The organism is Litoreibacter halocynthiae (genome assembly GCF_004365635.1).
GTDB classification, from domain to species: Bacteria; Pseudomonadota; Alphaproteobacteria; order Rhodobacterales; family Rhodobacteraceae; genus Litoreibacter; species Litoreibacter halocynthiae.
In genome coordinates, this window is sequence record NZ_SOBH01000003.1 from 227,912 (window position 1) to 250,955 (window position 23,044).

Below are 23,044 nucleotides of genomic sequence, written 5' to 3' on the forward strand. Positions count from 1 at the left end.
GACCAATGGGTGCGTTGCTACCAATAGTTCTAGTTGTGCTGGGTGTGGGGCTGGGTGCCGGTGCCGGATTTGCCCTCCGCCCTGTATCGGTCGATGAAGAAACCGCCGATGTTAAACACCCTGAAAATCATGAGGAAGAGAAGGTCGCGGTGGAAGCTCCGCAAAGTGAACTGAGCTATGTGAAAATTAACAACCAGTTTGTTGTGCCTGTGATCAAGCAGGATCGGGTGTCGGCTTTGGTTGTTTTATCGCTCAGCTTGGAGACTCTGGCGTCCGAAACAAGCGCTGTCTACGATCGGGAGCCAAAACTGCGAGACGCATTTTTACAAGTGCTTTTCGATCACGCGTATCTAGGTGGCTTTGATGGTGTTTACACTGCATCCCCAGCGATGGACACCTTGCGCCGTTCGCTGCTTGCCAGTGCACGCAAGGTAGTTGGGGAAAATATATCCGATATATTGATCACCGACATCGTTCGACAGGACATCTAAAGCTCTCCTCTAGTGATCAGTTCCCGCATCGCTTCTAGCCGACCGAAAGAAGTCTTTAGCTTCCTCTTTGCTTCTAGAAGTTCCGGGTCCATTTCAAACATTATTCGTGAGATTTTGTGGGCTTCGCACCGTCTCCAGGCAGCGTATTTGCAGGCGGCCTCAGCGAGCTGAAAGCCACCAGTACCTATTTGATCATGCTGTTGCGTAGTTTGGAGTGTGACGCGCTTTCTCTCCAGTTCGGAGAGTCGTTGTTTTAACTTCTGAAATTTCGCTTGGTCTGCCTGATAGAGGGTATCAAGCGCTGCGAGCAATCCAGCGGCCTTCATGGTTTTCTCCTCGATATTGCACTTACCGACTGGGCAAAGCGGATTGCTGCGGCAACTGCACGGTAGTCATCCGGCCAAACCTCGCTGCCTACTTCTATGCGAGCGAACAGGGATCGGGCGGAAGGCGGATCGTGATGGATCGGAATGGATGATTTGAGCGCAATTTCTCGGATTCTGGCTGCAATCTCATCCACACCTTTGGCAACACAGATTGGCGCAGTTGATGCGGATTCATTCCATTTCAATGCCACTGCGTAGTGAGTGGGATTCACGATGATAACTGTCGCATCTGGTACGTCCGACAGCATTTGGTTCATTGCAATCTCCAATCCTCTTTGGCGTCTGGCCTGCTTGTTGTGAGGGTCGCCTTCCGCTTCCTTGCTTTCGTCCTCCACCTCCTTTCGCGTCATGCGATTTTTACGGTGATGCTCTGCAACCTGCCAAAGGTAGTCGACACCCCCGACAATGATCGAAACGACCAGTAGCAAGGTCAGGAATGCCAGAATTTGACTGCCAAGTACGCCTGTCATTTGTGGTGGCTGGAGATCTACGGTTTGAAGGATTTCCGGCAGTCCAGCTTTCAAGAACCACACCATGACGAGGCTGACGACTACAAGCTTGGTCGCTGATTTCGCAAACTCGAAGAGTCCAGTCGCGCCGAATTTATTCTTTGCGGTGGTGATAGGAGAAATTTTGCTCAATTTGGGACGTATTTTGCCGGGAGCAAAAGTGAATGCTTTTTGTGCCACAAGGCTAAGTGCGACCGCTATCGCAGGGATGGCAAAAAGAGGCAGCAGTGATGTCAATACGAGCGACCCGAGCAAGCCAGCGATTGACGCACTATCCATTGCGTGTTCTGAATTTGAAAAGTGCTGAGGTTCAGAGATGAAGTGACTCAGCTTTGTCGCGGCATCTAGCAAGGCCGTTGGGCCCAACACCGTAAGCGCCAGAATTAACCCGACATATGCGGCTGCGGCAGACAAGTCGGTCGACTTAGCAATTTGCCCCTCTTTTCGCGCATCTTGGAGTTTCTTCGGTGTCGGCTCATGCGTCTTTTCCCCGCTTTCTGGAGCATCTGACATTAGAACCCCGCACCAGACGGGCTGGTCAGGTGCGCAAATGCGCGGCCCCAAACAGTCAGGATGACGGGGCTAGAGACAAGAAGTAAAATCAAGCCGCCCAAACTGATAGCTGGCGCTCCGACAAGCGCGACCATGAGTTGAGGCATCGCCTTGTTAATCGCACCCAGTCCCAAATTGTAAATCAAAGATGCTAAAACGAAGGGGCCGGCCAGAGTGAAACCTAGGCCGAAGATCTGGCCCACCTTCAAGACAGCCCATTCGGCGGTCGGACCACTGGCTGGCCAAACGCCGACTGGGAAGGTCTCGTAAGAACTCAGTAAGAGTTCGACTACGCGAATGTGAAGTCCTAGCATCACCGCCAAACTAAGACCTGCAACAACAAATAGTGTGCTGAATGCTGTCTGGGGTTCTGCACCCAATCCGCCGCCGAAAAACTGTGACAAAGAGGTGGATTGTGCCGCGATAGTGCCTGCAATTTGCAATGCAATCACCAAAAGGCGAAATACAAATCCTACCATAAGTCCGGCGATGACCTCTGGGCCTATTAGCGCAAACCAGTCACGTTGCGGGCTGGCCTGTTCCAGATTTTGCCAAATCATCGGAGTTAAAATTGCCGAGAAGGCCAGTGTAGCCGCGAGCTTGACGCGCATCGGGACGACCTGTTCTCCGAATGCTGGTAGAAATGCCATCGCGGCTCCTACCCGCATGACGACAAGTGAAGTTGCCCAGATATATGCTTGGGGGAAAGCGATTTCGGAAAGGAGCCCCAACATCACGCCGCGACCATACCAACGATAGCAGGCCGACTATCAGACGCGATCTCCTCGTAAGAAAAGACAGAAGTGTTGATCCCGCGGTTTGCCAAGAGCAGTCGAATAAATCTGCGACGAAGGACTGATGTTACGACAGCGGGAAAGACTCCATTCTCATTAAGATGTGTCAGCTTTTCAGTTAAGCCTTCCGCCAGCCGGGTGTAGTCTTCGGGGGGTAGAGAAACGTCTGAAGGTTGTGTTTCTGACTTGGAATATTTGCTGAACACATCTTCCCAATCGGGTGAAAGCTGGATCAGCGGGAGTGAACCGTCCTCTCTTTTTAGCTCAGCAAACAACTGAGCGCCTAACCGTTGGCGCGTATGTTCGCACAACCCTTCTGCCGTCGAATGGATTGATCGCCCTTCCGCGATACTTTCGAGAATTACTGGAAGGTTCCTGATCGAAATTTGCTCCTCTAGAAGCAGCCGGAGCACCTGAAGAAGAGTCTCGAGGGAGACCTTTTCTGGAATGAGCTCATCCAAAATCTTTCGGTTTGCTTCATTTCTTTTTGCGTCTGAGAGATTGGTAAATTCATCAAGAATTCGACGTAGCCCTCTTAGGCTCAATAGTCGCCCGAAGTTGCCCTTGATGACTTCCAACAAATGTGTCGCTAGGATCTCCGGAGGAGTCACCACAGTGCATCCGGCCAAGGCAGCGTCTTCTTTATATTTTCGCGCCATCCACTTTGCGGGCGCGCCGTAAACCGGTTCCTTGACGGTTTCGCCTTCAATTGCGTTCGGGGCATCAGGCGGAAGCAGGGCAAGCACGGAATCAGGGAGTAGCTTGTCCTCAGCCTTCACGACGCCATGAATGCGTATTCGGTACACGCCAGATGCAAGAGATGCGTCGTCGGTTAATCTAATCTCAGGCAAAACCAGGCCAAAGCTGCTCGCTACATGGCTGCGCATATTTGCAATTCGAGTTTCCAAGCCGGTCGTTGGATCAAGTGCCATCATTACAAGGTCCGGTGAGAATTCGACATGAATCTCGTCCAGATCAAGAATGTCACCCATTGATTTTTCTGGCACTCGCTCGATTGATATTGGCGCTGTAATTTCCGGCGTCAGGTCGAGCTTGCGTTTGAAATAATAAGCTGCAGCCAAAAGCGCCGCAGCTCCCAACATGAACGGGATGAAAGGCATCCCTGGGACTAATGCGAAGAACACCATGAGCACCCCGACAGTTGCAATCGCGGATGGATGCCTCCCAATTTGCTCAACCATGGCAATGTCGGTTGCGCCGCTGGTCCCACCGCGGGCAAGAAGCAGGGCTGTGGCAATTGAAATGATGACGGCCGGTATCTGGGTTACGAGACCATCGCCGACCGTCAAGATCGCGTAAGTTTCGAATGCCAAACCCATTGGCATCCCGTGAGCTGCCACACCAATGATGAGGCCCATCACGAGGTTCAACATGGTGATCAGCAGGCCCGCCACGGCATCGCCTTTCACGAATTTTGATGCGCCGTCGAGAGAGCCGAAAAAAGTAGTTTCAGCTTGCTCACGTTCTCGTCGGGATTTGGCCTCGGTGTGATCAATGGCACCTGCGGACATGTCGCTGTCGATTGCCAGTTGCTTGCCCGGCATTCCGTCCAACGCAAAACGTGCGCCCACTTCCGCCATGCGCGTTGCGCCCTTGGTGATAACAATAAAATTCACGATGAGCAGGACGCAAAACACCACAAGTCCAAGATAAACACTGCCTCCCATGACAAAGTTGGCGAAGCCCTCAATCACGTTTCCTGCGGCTCCGGTTCCGGTGTGTCCCTCTCCGATAATCAGCTTGGTTGATGAGACGTTGAGCGATAATCGCAGCATCAAAGATGCCAGCAAGATCGTCGGGAATGCCGAAAAATCCAGTGGTCGTTCCAGAAACAACGTCGTCGTGAACATAAGGATCGCAAGGCCGAAAGATGCGGCCAAGCCAAGATCCAACACCCATGCAGGCATCGGCAGGATCATCATTACAATGATTGCCATGAGTGCCACGGCCAGAATAACGGTGGGTTGGAGGAACATTTTCATCAAAAGATCAAGCCGGTTGGAGTTAGGTATTGAAAGCGCCCGTCCAGCTTAGTTTTGCAGGCAATAATGGATGGTTAACTTGCTTGCCGTTATTCGACGACCGAAGCACTTTCAGGACTCAGCAGGTTTCCGATTTTTTGGCGCAAGTCTTTACTGTCTCCAAGCATGCCCTTTGCTGAAAACAGTGTTGGCGGTACAGTAGTTTCGGAGGGCAAGGCGCTGGAAGAAATAACATTCCCAGCGTCGGCAGGAAAATCCGTTTTGGCATTAGTATCAATTGTTGAACGACCAGAAAACGCCTGCGCGAGCGAGTCCAAGCTTGCCAATTTAAGTCGCTTTTCAATAGAGTCGACTGTCTCGGGCTGTAGGTACTTGTCCCGCTGCTCGGGCTTTAGCCGTAACGCAAATTTTGCAATGTCAGTATCGCTTCCGTGCTGTGCCAAATGCTTGGCAGCAAAGGAGACAATCTTTGCAATGCGATCGTCGTCAATGAGTTTGGCGGCCGCATCTAATGCATCGGCGTAGTCTCCTCTTAGTACAGAATTTTGCGCTAGGAGCATTGTCAGGTCTTTTGACGATTTGTCACCACTTTGCTGGACGGCAAACGATCTTGCGATTTCTTCCATTGGTGGCTCGACGGCAAGACCCTTTTCAATTGCCTGCTGAAGCAAGAGGATCAGAGCTTGAGGTGTTTCACTATTGCTCTTCTCGACCATGACCATCAAATCTTCGACAGGCAGACTTTCTAGATCGCCCTGCACCGGAGCAGCAGCCTCCAAGTCTGGATGATGTCTGCCCAGTGAATTTCGAAGGACACTAAGAGCGATCTCTTGGCCGTCTTGGTGCAGCCGTACCATCAAATAAGGACCAAGTGCAGATTTTAGATGATGGGGAAGGCGGGTGAAGCTCTCCGTAATTACTTTCGCCTGAGGTTCGGCGATTTTCACGCCGTCGCCGCTTGAAATCGCTGCCCATACAGCGAGCATGCCATCGCAACCGTTGCTTGGAAGATTGGTCGGAAAATTCGCTGTATTGCCGCCATCCAAAATTTTTGCGAGCGGCCTCAGGAATTGAACCTGCTCACCAGTCAACCCGAGTGTATCTATCGTCGCGAGCGCTTCGGCTCCCATGGCAAAATAGAGGTAGAGTTTCGTAAGGCGCAACGCTTCTGCTTGATCCAATTCGTCAAATTCACCCACAAGCGAGTTGCGTGCGTCACTGATCTGATCCGAGAATGAGAGTTCGGTTCCCCAGTTTTCGATATCACCAAGCCGTTCTGGTGGGCATACAGGTTTCGCTGTGGCTGAGACGTGCTCCCGTCTTGCAGCGCGATCAAAGGCAGAAGTTGTTCTTATCCGGTTGGCTGGTGGTTCAGGGAGCAGTTTTGCTTCGGTCGGTGTAGGAGGGGCTTCTGACTTCGGCAACTTGGTTGGAATTGGAGTCAGTAATTGTTGTGTTGCGGCCTTCCCGATGCGTTCCGACAGGTTTTCCCGAAGGGCAGACACGGCGGATGTATCCTCACGTTGGCGGGTGAATTCCTCTGGGTCCGGCCAATAGTATGTAGCGGGAGCGGGCTTCACTTCTGTCGTCAAGCTGACGGGTTCGTCAAAGACGTCCACCAGCAGACCCAGTCGATCCACCGTCTGGATGTCTATTGGACAATTACAATCAAGAACGATATTCAAGCTCGAATTGGTGGACTCCACCCGCGCAATTCTATCAGGAGGAATCATGCGGAAAACGTCGGAGGTATCGAAGCCCGATGTCCAACCCTCGATTGTGACCGAGATTGAGTTGTCTGATCGGGATTGGGACCATGTCTGCGCCTTGCCTGTGTAGAGAACCAACCGTGAGAATCCGTCATGTTCGCCGGATTTGACAATTGCCGGCTTTGCCCAAACGCTCCCGCAATACAGGATGCCCAAAAGGAAAACGATAGGTTTCAAGCCGCGTCCTTTCGGGCCCCTTTCAGGGCTTCTTCAAGCTCGGAGTAACTAGGGCGAAGAGAGCTTGGCGTGTTTTGCCGCCCGACTTCGATGCACATGTTCACGGAATGCTGGTGAAGATTGGCAACCAGGATTTCGCGTATCAGGGACTGGAAATGCCCCTCGTCTTCAATGACGGTTTTGATCTTCGCTGCGAATGGCCCCACAAAGCCGTAAGCTAGAAATACACCCAAAAAAGTTCCTACAAGCGCACCACCAATGAGCTTGCCCAACACCTCGGGGGGTTGGTCAATTGATCCCATTGTTTTGATGACACCTAAAACAGCCGCCACGATGCCCAATGCTGGCAAACCATCCGCGATGGTCTGCATGGCATGACTTGAATGCATCGCGTGATGTGAGTTTCCCTCGATGCGCTTTTCAAGAACCTCTTCGACTTGATGCGGGTCGTCGTAATTCATTCCTGCGGATCGCAATGTGTCGCAGATTAGGTTGACCGTTTCGTTATCCGCCAAAATCTTGGGATAATCTGTGAAAATCGCCGACTCCGCAGGCGCTTCAATATGGGGTTCAAGCTCTACCGGACTGCGGCGGGCGACACGCAAAAGCTCCGACAGCAAGCAAAGCAGGTCTTGATAATCCTGCTTGTTCCATTTCGGGCCTTTGAATACTTTTCCGATGTCTTTGACGGTGTGTTTGACGCCCGAAAAGTCGTTGCTGATCAGAAATGCTCCGACGGCTGCTCCGCCTATCATGGTGAATTCAAAGGGGAGCGATTTCAGGATAATGCCCATTTTGCCACCGGCAGCAAGATAGCCACCGAAGACCATCACGAATACGACCACGACCCCGACTATTCCAACCATTTTCAGATACTCCTTTCTTTGCTGCGCAGATGTGGCTTAGGTTTTCGGAGCGTTTGCGTTCCGGCCAGCAAGAACGACGCTGATTGCGTAGGCTTTTTCTGCTGAGAGACCAGATAAAATACCTGCAGCTGCCGAAGGCGACATTTCCGCAAGGAAGCCTGCAGCAAATTCGGGGCTCATTTGTTCAAATAGTAGGGCCGCATCTTTTGGTTTCATCGATTCATAGACTGAAGTCAGTCGACTGATGTCATTCGATGACGCCCCGTCGACACGCTGAATAGTCGCGGCAAGACGGGCCTCTGCAATCTCCAATTTATTAAGATTCTCCAGAAGTTCCGCTTCGGCTCGGGCAAGGTCCTTCTGTCGTTGCGCCTGCGTGGCCTCTACTTCTGTCACCTGATCCGAGCGATCCCGTAATAGTGCCATAAGCTCCTGCGTTTCTGCATCAGTTACGCACTCCAAGGTCGCGCCGCTTCCCGTCGATGGCTCCGTGTCTGTAGGGCTGGATGCAACCGCAATTCCGACCGAACCGAGACGCAAGCTGCCAGATAAAAGCAACATGGCGACGACGAAGATCAGTATCTTTCGTGGTGATCGGGCTTTCTTGGAATCTGTCATTGCGATGCCTTTCGGGAAGCATTCCGAACGAAGATGTTCGCGTCCGGTTTCGCAGCCGCTGCTTCCGCAAGGAATTGAGCGTCCGCCTCCACTTCAGTTTCGGGGAGGTCCTGAAGTGCGGCGATCATTAACTCCAAGCGGTCGGCGATGTTCGCGGCAACTTCGGTTTTATCCTTCAAGTCGGTTGCCGAAGTGTTTGCGGTATCTTGTGCCGATGATAAAACGCGTGTCATTTCATCCACTTGCCGCGACAGTATGGCAATGGCCGAGCCTAAATCTTGGTCTAGACCTTTCAGCTTGGACAGTTTTCGGGACAGGACAAAGCAATAGATTGCGGCGGCAATTGCCCCAAGTCCAAGGAGGATATCAGCTAAAAAAGTCAAACGAGGTCCTCACGAAAAAACGAATTCGGTAATTAGGAGGTCACGCACGTGCCCCGTGCCTGTCACGATCTGCACCCGGCGCAGCATTTGTGCCCGAAGTCTGATCAGTGAGGCCGGATTTTCGAGCTCGGAAAGGTCCACTGCTCGCAAATAGCCGTTCAAAACGTCCAGAATTCGCGGCATCAACAACGCAACATCTTCAGTGCGTTCAGGTGCGACTTCCAGTTCTGCACGAAACCGAAGTTGACGATTTCCAGAGCGCCCTACAGTGACGACAATGGGATTGATTGGCACAAAGCTGATTGCTGGAAGCGGTTCTGTTACGTCATGCGCTGCCTCTGTTTTGTGCCCGATTTCAGGTGCAAGGATCATGCCGGAATACACCGCAAAGAATCCACCGCCGCCACCCAGTATGGCTAGGACGAGCCCGATGACCAGTCCGGCTTTACCCTTCTTCTTGGGCAGTTCTTGAGTTTCATCCGTCATTTGATTCTCGCTGGTTTTTTTCAGCTATACGGGCCAACCGACTAACCGATTGTTAAGGCTGATCACTTTAAGTGGCTGTCAGCGGGTCAGAATGACTCGCCATTGTGAGAGGTTCAGCCGTGAAGCAATTCCAGCAGTTATGGGACGCATTGGATACGCGGAAGCGCGTCATTGTCATTGGAGCGACGGTGATCGTTATGCTGGGCGTTTTGTTTCTTACGCGCATGGCTGCGACGCCGAATATGGGCCTTCTTTATAGCGGGCTCGCGCCGAATGCGGCCGGTGAAGTTATTGCACAGCTAGAAGCTCAGGGTGTTCCGTTCGAGGTAAAAGGTGGGGCGATTTATGTTGACGATGCCCGACGCGACCAACTGCGGTTGACGCTTGCGGGGGAAGGATTGCCGGCCAATTCCGGCGATGGTTACGAGCTTCTTGATGAACTCAGCGGCTTTGGGACAACTTCGCAGATGTTTGATGCTGCTTATTTGCGTGCAAAAGAGGGGGAATTGGCGCGGACAATCGTGGCAAATCCCCAGATCAGCGCGGCCAGAGTGCACATTGCGCAAGCCTCCCAAAGCCCGTTTCGGCGATCTGTGCAACCGACTGCTTCTGTATCGGTTCGAGGGGATGGCGGCCAAATTCCGAACGCGACCGCTGATGCAATTCGTTTCCTTGTCGCGTCGGCTATCGCAGGGCTTCAACCCGATGACGTATCAATCATTAACGCGGATCTCGGAGTGATCATGACACCTTCAGGCAAGGATACCCCCGCGCGTTCAGCCTTGGCACATGGGGAGCGTCTCAAGCAAAATGTCGAGCGGCTCATTCTGGCAAGAACCGGCATCGGTGGTGCGGTCGTGGAGGTTAATGTCGATACGCTGACAGACGCGGAAACCATTGTTGAACGCAAAGTGGATCCCGACAGTCGAGTGGCGATCAGCACAAACACGCAAGAGACATCAAGCTCCTCACGGAACCAGGGCGGCGGGGCAGTGACAGTCGCTAGCAACCTGCCTGAAGGCAATGGTCAGGGTGGAAACGAACAGTCCGGCCAAAACTCTGACACCCGAGAAATTGTTAATTACGAAATCTCGGAAACGACCCGTGAAATCCGCCGAATTGCAGGCTCGATAAAGCGGGTCACCGTTGCCGTGCTTGTGGATGGGACAAAGCGAATTGACGAGGGGGGAGTAGAAGTTTGGGAACCCCGGAGTGACGACGAATTGCGCGCGCTCGACGCATTGGTAAAATCAGCGATCGGGTTTGATGAGGCGCGCGGCGACTCAGTGACGTTGCGCTCAATGGATTTGACGCCGGATCCGACTTTAACTGAAACACCCGAGAACGGTTGGGTGACGTCTCGTCCGCTGGATGTCATGGCATTAACCCAGATCGGGGCCGCGGCTTTCGTTGTTCTCGCGCTTGGGTTGTTTGTTTTGCGGCCCGTTTTGGTGGCTGCCAACGCCGCCGAGCGTCCGCTGAACGAGCTAGCTTCGCCTGATCTGATCTCCGGGCCCACACAAGTTCCTGCCCTGCCTGCTGCAATCGGCAATGATCAGACCCAGAGAGGTCAGGCCGATTCTGTATCGACTGCTTTGCCGGTTATCGGATCCAGTTCATTGAACGCACCCGCGCAGCCCGAAGACCCTGTAGAGCGGTTGAAGGCCCTAATTGACGAACGCCAAGATGAAACCGTTGAGGTTCTAAAAAGCTGGATCGAAGCGCCGGAGGTGACGGCACAATGACCCAGGCTTCGTATCTAGAGGATTTCTCTTCTGCTGGCCTGCGACCAAAGGCAAGGACGCAGTCAGATGGGGCAAACGCAGATGCCCTGCGCGCGTCATTCGACGATGGTTATAAATGTGGATGGCAGGATGCGGCTGCCGCAACTCAAGACCAAGATCGCGAAACGCGCGAAGGATTGTCTTCTGCGCTTCAGGTGGTGAACTTCACATATTTCGAGGCGCGGGAGCACGTCATGCAGTCGGTGAGGCCGGTGCTGGATGCTATGGTTGAAGTGATCCTGCCCCGGCTTTTAGCCAAAAGCATTGGAGGCCGGATCGTAGAAGTGCTTGCTGATGCTGCCGACGGCATCGAGACGACGATTACGATCGCGTGTGCGCCGGAAAGCACTGCCATGCTAGAAGAACTGGTGGCTGACACTATAAAGTTTCCGGTGATTGTGAAAGCCGAGCCGACCCTCACCGCATCTCAGGCAACGGTGCATCTTGGCGACGGGCAGGCCCGCATTGATCTGGATGCCACGCTCGATGATCTACGGGATGCGATAAATACCTTCTTTGGAACCCCGAAATTGATGGAGGCGGAGCATGCCTGACCCGACAAGTTTGAAGGACGATCTTCTACAAGGTGTAAGCGTTGATGTACGCGTGTGCGTCGGCTCCGCGTCACCGACCATCAAAGACCTGATGCAGCTGGAGCCGGATTCAATTCTACCATTAAGTACCCATGTCGACGATCCGGTGGAACTCTATGTTGGTGACAAGCTAATCGCCAAAGGGTTTCTAGAAACGTCGCCCGACGGTGACGACGGCAGCCTGTCGGTGCGGCTGACCGCTGTAGGTGATCCGACAACCGGGTTGAAATGACGAGTTTGCAAACAACCGGTCGTATGGTCGTACTCGTTCTGACGGCGGTGATATTTCTCGCGTTGCCCGCACACGCACAGGACCTGTCGATTTCGCTGGGGGATGACGCATCACTAAGCGCGCGTGCGATGCAGTTGATTGCGTTGATGACTGTCCTGAGCCTCGCACCGGGCATCGCGATTATGATCACATGCTTCCCGTTCGTCGTTACGGTGTTGTCTATTTTGCGTCAGGCGATCGGCCTGCAATCTGCACCTCCCAACATGCTGATTGTCAGCTTGGCGTTATTTCTGACCTATTTCGTAATGGACCCAGTTTTCATGGCAAGCTGGGAAAACGGGCTGAAACCCTTGAACGAAGGTGCTCTCTCAATCGAGGAGGCCATACCCAAGGCGCTGGAACCATTTCGCGGGTTCATGTCTGCGCGATTGGATATGGATACCTTTTTGACGCTGGCGGATCTTCGGCCGGAGCAAGCCGGAGGCGGCGCCCCCAGTGAGGCGTCATTCTCGATCTTAATTCCGTCGTTCATGCTCAGCGAGATCGAGCGTGCATTCCAGATCGGTTTTTTGGTGTTCCTACCATTTTTGATCATCGACCTGGTGGTGTCGGCGGTTCTCATGTCGATGGGCATGATGATGGTGCCACCCGCCATCGTATCTTTGCCATTCAAGCTGGCATTTTTTGTTGTGGCCGATGGGTGGAGTTTGATCTCAAGCGCACTTGTAAGGAGCTATATATAAATGTCGGATTCTGCCGAGCCTTTGCCAACTATGCCTCAGCACAATGAGGGGGTGCCATCACCGGATCAGGTCAAGAAAGCGCGTATGCTTGTTTCAATGCTTGGCGCTGATTTTGCCAAGACATCTGCACACCCGTTTTTCAAGGATCTGGCCCGCACTGCCGTTCAGCCGTTGGACAGGAAAGCCGCACCACCTGATATGAGTAAAGCGCTGGCAACCCTTGTGCGGCGATTGGCCGAGCCTCATCGGTCACGCGAAAGCCGTCGTAACACTGAGGGGCAAAAGAGCACAGTGTCTGTAGAACCCGCCGCATCCGCAACAGGGGAGCCTGATATAATGGCGCAGCATCCGGCCTTGATTGCAAAGCATCTTATAGATTTGCCGACTGCATTGCAGCTTGACGCGCTACGCAAATTACGAGGGCAAACCGCGCGGCAAGTGGCCGCTTATGTTGCGGAATTGAAGAAGTAGCCGCTGTCTAAATTGGTTTCCCCATGGCGTCACCTTCGCAAGCTGTGCCAAATACGGGTATGATGGATCGTGTCGATACAGAAATCCTAATTGTCGGCGGTGGCCCCGCCGGATTGTCTGTTGCGTCCACGCTGCCTCAAGATATTTCGGCGATTTTGGTGCACCAAGACCGCAGCATTGGCACCCCGGTTCGCACTTCCGGTGGATGCTGGATGCGGGACGTCAACGCGCTGGGCATTCCAGCTGAATTCGCTCACCCCGTGCACCATGCGGATATATATTCAGACAATGAACACCTGAAGCTCGACATGTCATCAGACCCTGTTGGAGTGTTGAATGTAACGGCTCTGTATCGCTGGCTAGCGGGTCAATCTAGGGCCGACATTCGATGTGGTACCAAATACTTGGGGACTCGGCGAGAAGGTGGAAAGCTCATCTCGCGGCTGCGCGAAAACCGAGTCGAGTACGAAATTGCCTCGCGGGTGATCGTGGATGCTTCGGGTTGGCATTGCGCAGTTTTGCAAAGTTTGGGTCTCAGTCCACCGCCCGACAGGCGCGGGATTGGTATCGAGTACGAGTTTGCAGCACCATCGCACGACCCAGATCGCGCGGCCCTTTTCTTCGGGTCAGCGACACCCACGGGATATGGATGGGCATTCCCCTCGACATTGGGGAGCTTACGGTTGGGTGTGGGCTTGATTGAGCCGGATTCCGACCAGTCGCCAAAGGCGCTTATGGAGGGCCTTCTTGCAAGCAATGCGATGGAGCGCATGGGTTTACCAAGGCCTCAAAGCTTCCACGTTAACGCAGGAATTCTGCCATCCGTGCCGTTCACATCCGATCTGATTTTCGACGGGGTCATCCGCGTCGGAGATAGCGCGAATATGGCCACGCCGACATTAGGGGAAGGCATTCGGATATGTATCGAACACGGCCGCACGTTGGGCGCAGCATTGGGAAAGAACTCCCCAAAAGCCTTGACGCAGTGGGAGAGGATAGTTCGCCGAAAACTGGCTTTGCAGTATCGCATTGGTTTCGAGGCCAATCGCCGTGCCGCTGCCTATACGCCGCGCGATTGGGATCGGTCGGTCGCAAGGATGCGCACTTTGCCACCTGAGGAGTTGCTGCGCTTTTTCCAGAATGATTTCTCGGCGCGTATGATTGCGCAACGGGGTGCTCAGTCCATAGGGCGCAAGATCGGCCGGATGCTTGGCGGTCGCTAACCGATGTGCTTTTCGCCGCGATTGGTCGCCAACCTGATCTGCGTCTGACGCTCGCGGAAGCGGTCGCGATCCTCAGGCGTGGTTTCGTGCAAGCAGTGGTGGCAGCTAACGCCAAGCTCGTACTCCGCGCGCCGCATATCTTCGGGCTGCAAGGGGCGGCGGCAGGCATAGCACAGCTTCAACTCGCCTTCTTTTAATCCATGTCCCACGGAAACCCGCCCGTCGAAGACAAAGCATTCCCCATCCCAAGTGCTCTCGCTTTCGGGAACTTCTTCCAGATATTTGAGAATGCCGCCTTGCAGATGGTAAACGTCTTCGACTCCTTGGCCGAGCAAGTAATTGGTGGATTTCTCGCAGCGGATGCCACCGGTGCAAAACATCGCGATCCGTTTGTTGTGGAAGCGCTCTTTGTTGGCCTCCCACCAGGCGGGGAATTCACCGAAACTTCTGGTTTGAGGATCAATCGCGCCCTCAAAGGTGCCAATGGCCACCTCGTAGTCGTTGCGTGTGTCGATGACGGCGACGTCTTCTGACTGGATAAGCTCGTTCCAATCGGCTGGTTTGACATAATGGCCGGTGCCCGCCAAGGGGTCTACATCCGGCTGGCCCATCGTCACGATCTCGCGCTTCAAGCGGACCTTCATCCGGTTGAACGGCATGTCAGAAGCGGTGGATTCCTTATGTTCCAGCCCTGCGCAGCCGGGTAGGGTACGAAGGTGCGCCAGCAAGGCGTCAATTCCACCACGTTTGCCTGCCACCGTGCCGTTGATCCCTTCGTGGGCAACCAGCAAGGTCCCTCGCAAGCCCTCGCGCTCGCAAAGCGCAACCAAGGCAGGGCGCAAGCTGTCAGGGTCTTCGAAACGGGTGAAATGATAAAGTGCAGCAACTGTAAACATGCGAACGCTTTACGACTGTGCAAAAGCAGGATCAAGTGCGGGCTGTTGACGCAAGGCGGGCATGGCCCTAGCAAGTTCAGGCGAAATCCCGGGAGGATGAGATATGCGCGCAGCCGACGAAGCCTTGATCGTCATCGACGTTCAGAATGATTTCTGTCCGGGTGGGGCGCTGGCCGTTGCAGGTGGCGACGAGATTGTTGAGCCGATCAGCGCGCTGATGACCGAGTTCCAAGCGGTTATTCTGACCCAGGACTGGCATCCCGAGGGGCATTCGTCTTTTGCGTCTTCCCACGAGGGGCTTGAGCCGTTTTCAGTCACCTCCATGCCCTATGGCCCGCAAGTGTTGTGGCCGGATCATTGTGTGCAAGGAAGCCAAGGGGCTGCGTTTCATCCGGGTCTGCTCACGGACACTGCGCAAATGATTGTGCGAAAGGGTTTTAACCCTGCGGTCGACAGCTATTCCGCCTTTTTCGAGAACGATCAGACCACGCCCACTGGGCTGGAGGGGTATCTGCGCACGCGCGGGATTACCAAGCTGACGATGGTTGGACTGGCACTGGATTTCTGCGTGAATTTCTCTGCCGTAGACGGTGCCAAACTTGGCTTCGCGGTGAGCGTCAAAAAAAACCTGTGCCGCGCAATTGATATGGACGGCTCGCTTGAGGCTGCACTGGAAAATATGAAACGCGCGGGAGTGCAGCTCAATGGTTGATATCGCGACACGGGTTTATAACCACAAATGGAAGATTGACCCAATTGTGCGATCTTTGATCGACACCGATTTCTACAAGCTGTTGATGTGCCAATCGGTTTTCCGCAATAAGCGGGATACCAACGTCACCTTCTCGCTAATCAACCGGAGCAAGGATGTCCGCTTGGCAGATCTTGTGGATGAAGGAGAGCTGCGAGAGCAACTTGATCACATCCGCTCGCTGTCTCTGTCCCGCGGCGAAAGCACTTTTCTGCGCGGCAACACCTTTTATGGCAAGCGACAGATGTTCCGTCCTGATTTTATGGAGTGGTTCGAGAATGTCTCGTTGCCTGCCTATCATCTTGAAAAGCGCGACGGCCAGTATGAGCTGACTTTTGAGGGCAAATGGCCCGAAGTTATGCTTTGGGAAATTCCAGCGCTGGCTGTCTTGATGGAGCTGCGCTCTCGTGCTGTTTTAAAGGACATGGGCCGGTTCGAGCTTCAAGTGCTCTATGCGCGGGCGATGACGCGGTTGTGGGAAAAGGTCGAGAAGCTGCAAGGCGTTGACGACCTGCGCCTTGCGGATTTCGGAACGCGCCGCCGGCATAGCTTCATGTGGCAAGACCGATGCGTGCAAGCGATGCAGGAGGGGCTCGGCGACAAGTTCGTGGGCACCTCGAATTGCCTGATCGCGATGCGCCGCGAAGTCGAGGCTATCGGGACGAATGCGCACGAGTTGCCCATGGTCTACTCCGCCCTGGCCGAGAGTGACGAGGCGTTGAGGCAGGCGCCTTATGACGTGTTGGCCGACTGGCATGAAGAACATGAAGGCAATCTGCGTATAATCTTACCCGACACTTACGGCACGGACGGATTTCTTGCCGGTGCGCCGGATTGGCTTGCCGGATGGACAGGAATTCGTATCGACAGTGGCGATCCGGCGGAAGGTGCCGAGCGGGCCATTCGCTGGTGGAAGTCGCGCGGTGAAGACCCGACGCAGAAGCTGGTTATTTTTTCGGACGGGCTGGATGTCGACAAAATAATAGAACTACAGGCCAAATTCCGCGGGCGAGTCCGTGTGTCGTTTGGTTGGGGGACGTTGTTGACCAATGACTTCAGGGGGCTGGTGCCCAATGACGGCCTCGCCCCGTTCTCTCTGGTGTGCAAAGCCGTGTCCGCAAATGGCCGCCCGACGGTGAAGTTGTCTGACAACCCCCGCAAGGCAATGGGGCCAGCGGAGGAGATCGCGCGGTACAAACGCGTCTTCGGCGTCGGTGATCAGAAAGACATTGCAGTTGTCGTCTGAAGCTAGATTTGTGGACCTAGCATAACAGTATATCAGTCGTCGTCACTGACCTTGCCGCGAAGGGATTTGACTTCACCGCGCTGTTTCTTGGCCGCAATTCTGCGGCGTTGAGATCCAAGCGTCGGGCGTGTCTTTATCCGCCGCTTGGGTGTTTCCAGCGCTTTCAGGATCAGCTCTCGCAGGCGAACTTCCGCGAGTTCGCGGTTACGGGCTTGGGATCGGGTCTCCTGCACAAAGATGATCAACGCGCCGTCATTGGTCCAGCGCCGTCCGGCAAGCCGTTTCAGGCGCGCCTTCACCGGACCGGTTAGATTTGGGGACCGCTCCGCCTCGAAACGCAACTCGACGGCTGTAGAAACCTTGTTGACGTTTTGCCCGCCCGGCCCTTGGGCGCGGGTGAAGCTTTCGGTCAATTCCCAATCTTCAATCGTAATGGAGTCGTTCACGCGGATCATAGGGCTTTGATACCCCATGATCCGCGTGATGAATACGCCGGATTAAGGTTTGCCTTTACCGCGTTTCGGAGTGGCACCAGCCCCTTTGTTGACACGAGGCTTCACTTTACCGCCCGGAGGCGTGAAGCGTTTGGACGTATCATTGGCGCTTGCAGTAGGGCGCTTACCCGCAGGCTTGCCACCATCGGCTTTGTTGAACGGCTTTTTGCCGCCGGGCTTCTTGTCGAAACGCGGCTTGTCGCCATCGGTTTTGCGGAACGGCTTGTCCCCGTCGGCCTTGCGGAAGGGTTTTTTGCCGTCGGGCTTCTTATCGAAAGCAGGCTTGTCGCCCTTCTTCTCGTAGGGTGCTTTGTCGCCACGAGGTTTCTTGTCGTATGGCTTCTTGTCGCCCTTTTTGTCGAAAGGCTTCTTCTCGTACGGTTTTTTGTCACCGGCAGGACGCGGCTTGTGATCTGTCACCGCACCCGCTGGCCGTGCATCGCTGATGCTTTTGCCAGACTTGGGTTGCTCCGTCGCTGCGGGACGCGGCGGCGTATCATAGTCGCCGCGATGCGGTTTTTTCTCGTATGGTTTCTTGTCATACGGTTTTTTATCGTAGGATTTCTTTTCGTACGGCTTTTTGCCAGCACCACCTTGTGGGCGCGGCATGGACGTGAAGTCCGGTGCCTTATCAAGGCGCGTTACAATCGCCCCGTCCTCCAGTTTCATCCCGTCGCCAAGCGCCTTTAGGAAACCGTCGACGCTGGTTTTCAAAATCTCGACGAAGCTTGCGTTCTGCTGGATGCGAATTGCGCCGATATCGTCTTTCGTCAGGTCACCGGCGCGGCACATTGCCGGCAGAAGCCAGCGTGGCTCTGCGTTGTCTTTGCGACCAACAGAGATCGAGAACCAGACGCTTTCGCCGAATGCAGGGCGTTCTTTTGGCGCGTCGGAGCCGGACGGGGCCAGATCTTCCGGTGCGGATTGACGTTCGCGGAACAGGCGAGTGTAGGCGGTCGCGATTTGCTCGGGCGAGAAACGCTCGACCAACTTTGCGACCAGACCGGCTTCGCTATCCGTTGCCGTGTCGACCCAAACCGGATCGTTGAACAGGCGTTCTTCGTCGCGGGCGTTTACATCGTCGGCGGAGGGGGCCTCGGCCCATTCGGCTTTGACCTTTGCCCCTTGCAACAAGCGCTCGGCCTTCCGGCGCATTTTGGCAGGGACGATCATCGCGCTGACGCCCTTACGGCCAGCACGGCCCGTCCGGCCAGACCGGTGCAGCAGGGTCTCGTGATTGTTTGGTAGCTCGGCGTGGATGACCAGTTCAAGGTTGGGTAGATCAATCCCGCGTGCAGCGACGTCAGTGGCGACGCAAACGCGTGCTCGGCCATCACGCATGGATTGCAATGCGTGGGTGCGTTCGTTCTGGCTTAACTCACCGGACAAGGCTACGACCGAGAAGCCCCGGTTTGAAAAGCGCGTCGTCAGGCGGTTTACCATGGCGCGGGTGTTGCAGAACACGATCGCAGTGGGTGCTTCGTAATAACGCAAAACGTTGATCAGGCTGTTCTCCGCATCGCGCGGGGCTACCGCCATCGCACGGTATTCAATGTCAGAGTGTTGGCTGTTCTCGGCTTTTGTAGAAACGCGGATCGCATCTTTCTGGTAGCTCTTCGCCAGTTTGGCGATAGACGCCGGAACCGTTGCCGAGAACATCAGGGTACGGCGGCTTTCCGGCGCTTCGGACAGGATGAACTCCAGATCTTCGCGGAAGCCGAGGTCCAGCATTTCGTCAGCTTCGTCAAGAACGACAGCACGCGCTTCGCTCAGGTCGATCGAGCTGCGTTGGATATGGTCACGCAAGCGGCCCGGTGTCGCGACGACGATATGCGCACCACGGTCCAATGCACGGCGTTCGTCACGCATGTCCATGCCGCCAACACAGGACGCCACGACAGCACCAGCCTTTGCGTAAAGCCACGACAACTCGCGTTTGACCTGCAACGCCAGTTCGCGGGTTGGGGCAATCACAAGGGCAAGCGGTGCTGCAGCGCGGCCGAATTTCAGCTCGTCGCCGAGCAAGGTCGGTGCAATTGCGAGGCCGAACGCAACGGTTTTGCCGGAGCCGGTTTGCGCAGAGACCAAAAGGTCCGCGTTGCCGTATTCGTCGTCGGTTACTGCTGTTTGGACCGGAGTCAGGTCGGTGTAGCCGCGCTCGGTCAGCGCGTCTTGAATGGATTGTATCACGGGTCACGTCTTTCTGGTCAGGGCATAAAGGAAAAAGCAGCCACCCCTATTTGGCCACAAACGCGGCCCGTGCCCTGAGAGCGCACCGCAAGTGGGCGGCAATACGCTGGTTGGGCGTTGTTGTATAGGGGGTGCGTTCAAACGGCACAGGGCATACAGTTTGCCGCAGCAATAGGAGATAGCGAAAAATGATCGAAAGAATTGAAACAGGTGTGCGGTCCAGCAAGGTCGTTAAGCACAATGGCGTGGCTTACATTACGGGCCAGGTTGGTGAAGGAAACGGCATCAAAGAGCAGACCGAGGAGTGTCTGCGCCGCGTTGATGCCATGCTAACCTTGGCCGGGTCCTCACGCGAAAAAATGCTGCGGGCCACGGTTTGGCTGGCGCATATGTCCGATTTTGCAGGGCTAAACGAGGTCTGGAATGCGTGGGTGCCAGAAGGCCACGCCCCGGCGCGTGCATGTGGTGAAGCGCGGTTGGCGCGGCCGGAGTTGTTGGTCGAAATTATCGTCGACGCCGCATACGACTGATTTGAAAAAGCAAAGGGCGCCCACAGCACGGGCGCCCTTTGACGAGATCTGATGGAGGTGGGTCAGGTTGATCCGTGACCGATACCTCGGTGTGGGTTAGGGGGCTGCCCCTAGACACGCACCTCCGTACCTTGCCTGACACCTTGCTCCAATATCACTCTAGACATGGACACCTCCTTTCAATGGTTGCTGTTCAAGGGAAAGGTGCCACATCTTGTGGATAACTCAAGAGTTTTCTACGCAGTTTTGTGTGAAAGTTTCGCAACGATCATCCGGAAGGGGATTAAAGCCAGCAAGGCTACGGCCAGTTTTACCGACCAGTCGGCGATGGCCAGAGAGACCCAAAGCGGCATCACGGGGCCTTGTCCGAGCAGGGGGATAGCTTCCCAAGCCCATGATATTGCTGCGTCATTTCCTGTGCCGAAGATCGTCACCGTGGCGGAGAATGCGATGGTGAAGAACAGCGCGGTGTCGACGATGGAGCCGATGAGGGTCGAGGCCAGCGGGGCTTTCCACCAGACGCTCTGACGCAGGCGGTCGAAGATGGACACGTCCAGAAGTTGAGCCGTCAGAAACGCGATGGCTGAGGCCACGGCGATGCGCAGCGGGACGGCGGGTCCGTATTCCAGCATGATTTGCGAGCCGATCAGGGAACAGGCGATGCCGACGAAAAAGCCAGCGAAAACAACGCGCCGTGCGGCTTGGGGGCCGTAGATGCGGTTCATCACATCGGTGACGAGGAAGGCGATCGGGTAGGTAAATGCGCCCCATGTCAGCCAGTCGCCGAGCAGGAACTGGACGAGGATGTTAGAGGCCACGACGGTGGCGGCCATGGCAAGGATGCCGGGGAGGAGACGTGTCATAATGGATTCCGTTTTGACAAGGTAGCGGAGACTTGTTGATGAGGACGCCGTTTAGGGGAACGGCGGAATGGGGGCAAGAGTTAACGTGGAGAACGGTGGAATTCGGGCGGCAGTGGCGCGACCCCTCGAGACCTGCGTTAACCAAGGCTGCACAGGGGTTTTGCGCTGTCGGCAAAGCGTCGGCGATGCGTCGGCATTCCGTCGGGCCTTGAACGGGGCTGTGTCGGGCAGGGCGTCAAAAGGTTAACGCGCTTCGGAGGGTGCTCGCCGTGAACGTTAGCCGGACCGCAAGCCGGTCTCGACCAGCATCCCGCGGCGCTTGGCCTCAAAGTAGTAGCCGCGCGAATACCATTTGACCGCGTTGTCGTAGCTGCCATCGGAGAGCAGCCACGCGCCGCGCAGATATTTGACGGCGTATTTCAGGTTGGTCTCCGCATCGAGCAGACTGTTCGGCGGGCCGCGATGGCCCATGGTGCGGGCCGTGGCGGGCAGGATTTGCATCAGGCCATAATACGGCCCGTTGCGCGCCTCGGGGCGGTGGGTGCTTTCGCGGATGATCTGGCGATGTACCAGCGCACGCGGCACCTCGTAGAGATCGGCGTATTTGTTGATGAGCAGACGAAGCTCTGGCGTCTCATTGGGATGCAGCGGGATCGCCTGCCGCTGCTCCGCGCTCTCTTTCGGGGCGGAACTTGAGCAGGCGGGCAGGGCCAGCAGCATGAGGATAAGAAATGCACGTATCATGAAAATTGGGATAGCTGCGCCTCGCATGTCTGCCAAGCGCGGCGTTCAACCATAAGCGGGATTTTGCTGGATACGGATTGTGGTGAGTGTTGCTTCTAGCGTGGGACGCGATTTTGGAAGCTGAGGCAATGCGCCTGTGCAGTGTGTATGCCTGCTTTGAGCCCAAAAGCGCATGATGCTGCGCGATGCAGCTACGGCAGCTATTACGTATTTGATGCCGTAAACGCTTTGATCAAGGCGTTTCGTTTAACAGGTCAGAGGCGCTGCATTGCTAAAGCTACTCTGACGATTTCCCACGCCAAAGGATGAATAAACCTGAAAACACGATCAAACCGGAACCAAGCACCATTGCGGAACTCAATTGTTCGTCGAACATCACAACACCCAGCGCAATCCCGAAAAGCAGCCTTGTATATCTGAAGGGTGTCACAGCAGAGACTTCGCCAGTGCGCATAGCCTTCATTAGGCACGAATAAGCGCCAACACCCGCGAGGATTGCCCCTAACAGGTAGAAGGACGTCTCAATGTCGGGGGAAACAAATGTCGCCCCTTCCCAGACCGAGAACACCCCACCAGCGACCACAATCGACAGGAAGCCATATAAGCCGAGGATATTTGTGCTGAGCGTGGCGGGCGCCGCACGGCTCGCAAGGTCACGCCCCGCAAAACCAAACATGCCGACAATCGCAAGAATGGACAGCACCGAAAAACTGTCTGTTCCTGGCTGGATAATAATAACCACACCAATCAAACCGACGAAAATCGCAAACCACCTGCGCCACCCGACCTTTTCGCCGAAAACTAACGCGGCACCAGCGACAACAACAAGCGGGGTTGCCTGCAAGATAACCGTCGCGGCGGATAATGGCGTCAAGGTAATGGCAAGGACATAAAACAACCGGCCGACTATTTCGAATACGACGCGGATGCGCATCGGCCGCGATACCACATCTTGCACGAATAGCGGTTCGCTTTTGAAGCGTGCCAAACTCGCAAACACAGCGGCCCCGCCTAAACCGAAGATTATCAAGATTTGCCCAACCGACAGGGTGGAGGATGCCGCTTTCACAAACGCGTCCTCAATGGCAAATATAGCCATCGCCGCGACCATCCAGATGCTGCCGAGCAAGTTCGTTCTGCGATCTATATGAATTTTCGTGGTCATGGGTGTTCCGATTTAGATGTCGCTTACCGAAATGATTGATAGGGCGCGCTTTATTGCCACGAGCTTCGAGAGCGATGCCAGCGCA

General features: G+C 55.0%; 25 protein-coding genes. 10 read left to right on the forward strand and 15 right to left on the reverse strand.

The window, feature by feature from the left end; translation table 11 throughout:
* The first annotated feature begins 5 nt into the window (after positions 1-5).
* A complete protein-coding gene (locus tag BDE40_RS12950; RefSeq protein WP_134015159.1) occupies positions 6-491 on the forward strand; it encodes a flagellar basal body-associated FliL family protein in 486 nt (161 codons plus the stop codon).
* Here the strand turns inward: BDE40_RS12950 and BDE40_RS12955 are convergent.
* The 9 genes from BDE40_RS12955 to BDE40_RS12995 form a co-directional block, all read right to left on the reverse strand.
* Positions 488-817, reverse strand: a complete 330-nt coding sequence (locus BDE40_RS12955) for a hypothetical protein (protein ID WP_134015161.1) — start codon at positions 815-817, stop codon at positions 488-490. The two genes, BDE40_RS12950 and BDE40_RS12955, sit on opposite strands and share 4 nt — an antisense overlap.
* Positions 814-1,899 (reverse strand): EscU/YscU/HrcU family type III secretion system export apparatus switch protein, encoded by a 1,086-nt coding sequence (locus tag BDE40_RS12960; RefSeq protein WP_134015163.1) that lies wholly within the window; start codon positions 1,897-1,899, stop codon positions 814-816. Before BDE40_RS12960 ends, BDE40_RS12955 begins: the two co-directional genes overlap by 4 nt.
* Entirely contained in the window at positions 1,899-2,672 is a 774-nt protein-coding gene (locus BDE40_RS12965) for a flagellar biosynthetic protein FliR (protein WP_134015165.1), read from the reverse strand. The genes BDE40_RS12960 and BDE40_RS12965 overlap by 1 nt, the downstream gene beginning before the upstream one ends.
* The gene (gene flhA, locus BDE40_RS12970) at positions 2,672-4,735 is read right to left on the reverse strand and encodes a flagellar biosynthesis protein FlhA (RefSeq protein ID WP_134015167.1); all 2,064 of its coding nucleotides are present in this window, start codon (positions 4,733-4,735) and stop codon (positions 2,672-2,674) included. The genes BDE40_RS12965 and flhA overlap by 1 nt, the downstream gene beginning before the upstream one ends.
* A gap of 89 nt (positions 4,736-4,824) precedes the next feature.
* Positions 4,825-6,420 (reverse strand): hypothetical protein, encoded by a 1,596-nt coding sequence (locus tag BDE40_RS12975; RefSeq protein ID WP_134015169.1) that lies wholly within the window; start codon positions 6,418-6,420, stop codon positions 4,825-4,827.
* A gap of 257 nt (positions 6,421-6,677) precedes the next feature.
* Positions 6,678-7,547 (reverse strand): flagellar motor stator protein MotA, encoded by an 870-nt coding sequence (gene motA / locus BDE40_RS12980; protein ID WP_134015171.1) that lies wholly within the window; start codon positions 7,545-7,547, stop codon positions 6,678-6,680.
* A 36-nt stretch (positions 7,548-7,583) separates the two neighbouring features.
* Positions 7,584-8,165, reverse strand: a complete 582-nt coding sequence (locus BDE40_RS12985; RefSeq protein WP_134015173.1) for a MotE family protein — start codon at positions 8,163-8,165, stop codon at positions 7,584-7,586.
* Complete coding sequence (locus tag BDE40_RS12990) at positions 8,162-8,548, reverse strand: hypothetical protein (RefSeq protein WP_134015175.1); 387 nt, start codon at positions 8,546-8,548, stop codon at positions 8,162-8,164. Before BDE40_RS12990 ends, BDE40_RS12985 begins: the two co-directional genes overlap by 4 nt.
* A gap of 9 nt (positions 8,549-8,557) precedes the next feature.
* Positions 8,558-9,034: a flagellar basal body-associated FliL family protein gene (locus tag BDE40_RS12995; protein WP_134015177.1), complete on the reverse strand. Its 477-nt coding sequence runs from the start codon at positions 9,032-9,034 to the stop codon at positions 8,558-8,560.
* A gap of 119 nt (positions 9,035-9,153) precedes the next feature.
* On the opposite strand from BDE40_RS12995, the gene fliF reads away from it, so the two are divergent.
* The 6 genes from fliF to BDE40_RS13025 are packed head-to-tail and all read left to right on the forward strand — an operon-like array spanning position 9,154 to position 14,080.
* The gene (gene fliF, locus BDE40_RS13000; RefSeq protein ID WP_134015179.1) at positions 9,154-10,779 is read left to right on the forward strand and encodes a flagellar basal-body MS-ring/collar protein FliF; all 1,626 of its coding nucleotides are present in this window, start codon (positions 9,154-9,156) and stop codon (positions 10,777-10,779) included.
* On the forward strand, positions 10,776-11,372 hold the full coding sequence (locus tag BDE40_RS13005; protein ID WP_134015180.1) for a hypothetical protein: 597 nt from the start codon (positions 10,776-10,778) through the stop codon (positions 11,370-11,372). The genes fliF and BDE40_RS13005 overlap by 4 nt, the downstream gene beginning before the upstream one ends.
* Positions 11,365-11,643 (forward strand): FliM/FliN family flagellar motor switch protein, encoded by a 279-nt coding sequence (locus BDE40_RS13010; protein WP_134015182.1) that lies wholly within the window; start codon positions 11,365-11,367, stop codon positions 11,641-11,643. The genes BDE40_RS13005 and BDE40_RS13010 overlap by 8 nt, the downstream gene beginning before the upstream one ends.
* A gap of 23 nt (positions 11,644-11,666) precedes the next feature.
* Positions 11,667-12,386: a flagellar type III secretion system pore protein FliP gene (gene fliP / locus BDE40_RS13015; protein ID WP_134015185.1), complete on the forward strand. Its 720-nt coding sequence runs from the start codon at positions 11,667-11,669 to the stop codon at positions 12,384-12,386.
* Positions 12,387-12,857, forward strand: a complete 471-nt coding sequence (locus tag BDE40_RS13020) for a hypothetical protein (RefSeq protein WP_134015186.1) — start codon at positions 12,387-12,389, stop codon at positions 12,855-12,857.
* Between the two features lie 23 nt (positions 12,858-12,880).
* Entirely contained in the window at positions 12,881-14,080 is a 1,200-nt protein-coding gene (locus tag BDE40_RS13025) for an NAD(P)/FAD-dependent oxidoreductase (RefSeq protein ID WP_134015188.1), read from the forward strand.
* Here the strand turns inward: BDE40_RS13025 and trhO are convergent.
* On the reverse strand, positions 14,077-14,976 hold the full coding sequence (gene trhO / locus BDE40_RS13030) for an oxygen-dependent tRNA uridine(34) hydroxylase TrhO (protein WP_134015190.1): 900 nt from the start codon (positions 14,974-14,976) through the stop codon (positions 14,077-14,079). The genes BDE40_RS13025 and trhO overlap by 4 nt on opposite strands.
* A 103-nt stretch (positions 14,977-15,079) precedes the next feature.
* Between trhO and pncA the strand changes: the two genes are divergently transcribed.
* Together pncA and pncB are read left to right on the forward strand one after the other, a co-directional pair.
* Complete coding sequence (gene pncA, locus BDE40_RS13035) at positions 15,080-15,688, forward strand: bifunctional nicotinamidase/pyrazinamidase (RefSeq protein ID WP_134015192.1); 609 nt, start codon at positions 15,080-15,082, stop codon at positions 15,686-15,688.
* Positions 15,681-16,973, forward strand: coding sequence for a nicotinate phosphoribosyltransferase (pncB, locus tag BDE40_RS13040; RefSeq protein ID WP_134015195.1), 1,293 nt, complete (start codon positions 15,681-15,683; stop codon positions 16,971-16,973). Before pncA ends, pncB begins: the two co-directional genes overlap by 8 nt.
* A 32-nt stretch (positions 16,974-17,005) precedes the next feature.
* On the opposite strand, the gene arfB is transcribed toward pncB, so the two are convergent.
* Both arfB and BDE40_RS13050 read right to left on the reverse strand, forming a co-directional pair.
* On the reverse strand, positions 17,006-17,428 hold the full coding sequence (gene arfB, locus BDE40_RS13045; protein WP_134015197.1) for an alternative ribosome rescue aminoacyl-tRNA hydrolase ArfB: 423 nt from the start codon (positions 17,426-17,428) through the stop codon (positions 17,006-17,008).
* Positions 17,429-17,470: 42 nt separating this feature from the next.
* Positions 17,471-19,657, reverse strand: a complete 2,187-nt coding sequence (locus BDE40_RS13050) for a DEAD/DEAH box helicase (protein WP_134015199.1) — start codon at positions 19,655-19,657, stop codon at positions 17,471-17,473.
* A gap of 188 nt (positions 19,658-19,845) precedes the next feature.
* Between BDE40_RS13050 and BDE40_RS13055 the strand changes: the two genes are divergently transcribed.
* Complete coding sequence (locus BDE40_RS13055) at positions 19,846-20,187, forward strand: RidA family protein (protein WP_121025765.1); 342 nt, start codon at positions 19,846-19,848, stop codon at positions 20,185-20,187.
* Positions 20,188-20,423: 236 nt separating this feature from the next.
* On the opposite strand, the gene BDE40_RS13060 is transcribed toward BDE40_RS13055, so the two are convergent.
* The 3 genes from BDE40_RS13060 to BDE40_RS13070 form a co-directional block, all read right to left on the reverse strand.
* A complete protein-coding gene (locus BDE40_RS13060; protein WP_134015201.1) occupies positions 20,424-21,050 on the reverse strand; it encodes a queuosine precursor transporter in 627 nt (208 codons plus the stop codon).
* A 276-nt stretch (positions 21,051-21,326) separates the two neighbouring features.
* The gene (locus tag BDE40_RS13065; RefSeq protein ID WP_134015203.1) at positions 21,327-21,794 is read right to left on the reverse strand and encodes a lytic transglycosylase domain-containing protein; all 468 of its coding nucleotides are present in this window, start codon (positions 21,792-21,794) and stop codon (positions 21,327-21,329) included.
* Between the two features lie 277 nt (positions 21,795-22,071).
* Complete coding sequence (locus tag BDE40_RS13070; RefSeq protein WP_246030452.1) at positions 22,072-22,959, reverse strand: DMT family transporter; 888 nt, start codon at positions 22,957-22,959, stop codon at positions 22,072-22,074.
* Between the last annotated feature and the right edge of the window lie 85 nt (positions 22,960-23,044).